Source organism: Serratia odorifera (assembly GCF_041448735.1).
GTDB classification, from domain to species: domain Bacteria; phylum Pseudomonadota; class Gammaproteobacteria; order Enterobacterales; family Enterobacteriaceae; genus Serratia_F; species Serratia_F odorifera.
In genome coordinates this window covers 1-787 of sequence record NZ_JBGMUT010000046.1, presented here as the reverse complement: position 1 = coordinate 787, position 787 = coordinate 1, and the positions used below count along the sequence as shown (strand labels likewise).

General features: G+C 37.7%; 2 protein-coding genes. Both read right to left on the bottom strand.

Annotated features, from left to right (window positions below):
- Window positions 1-201, bottom strand: a 201-nt coding sequence (locus ACCC84_RS23520) for a DUF4158 domain-containing protein (RefSeq protein ID WP_371902423.1), incomplete at its 3' end; no start/stop codon positions are given.
- Between the two features lie 71 nt (window positions 202-272).
- The coding region (locus ACCC84_RS23515) for a tyrosine-type recombinase/integrase (RefSeq protein WP_371902422.1) at window positions 273-787 on the bottom strand (515 nt) is incomplete at its 5' end.

The window sequence follows — 787 nt, the reverse complement described above, 5'->3', positions numbered from 1 at the left end:
AGATAAAAATGTTCCTAAGAACCTAACGGTTCCTAATTGAACAGCGAAACCAAGTTGATTATGCTCTCCACGACGATTCCATATCAGTTCTTTGTCTGTATCATCTAACCAAAAATATTTTGCTAACTGCTCTGATGTTGGAGTGTCACAAAAACAACCATATTTTTCTTCTTGTTCAGGTGTTAAAAAATCTACAGGCATAACCCTTGTTCCTCCTGTTACAATTCTTATTTTGTATCACATGACCAAATGAGTAGGATAATGTGCATTCTTTAGTTCCAGGCAATCTTTTCTACTTCTCCCTGTAAATCTTCTTGTGTAGCTCTTACATAAATCATCGTGGTATTCAAGTTATCGTGTCCCATAATTTGTGCAAGACGATGTAATGGTGTGCGTTCAGCCATCACATAACCAAAGCGATGCCTTAAATCATGGGCACTAAATCCTTCTAACTTTGCAAGTCTAATATACTTCTGAAGAATATGGCGGATCGCTCTTTCTTGTAGGCGTTTTCCTGTTTTAGAAGAAGGAAACAAATAACTCTGTGAAATCTCACTTAATCTGATATGTTCTTCTAGTGCACAACGAGCTGTACTATTCAAAGGCACTTCCCTCTGTTTATTTCGTTTTCCAGATCGAACAACAACATAGCCGCCTCTTTTTCTCATGATAACATCCTCTATTTGAACATCACACACTTCCATTGAACGAAGGCCAGTATGAAGCATAAAAATAATCATTGCCCTGTCACGTAGTGTGCCGTATTTTTCAACGGCATGCATTAAAG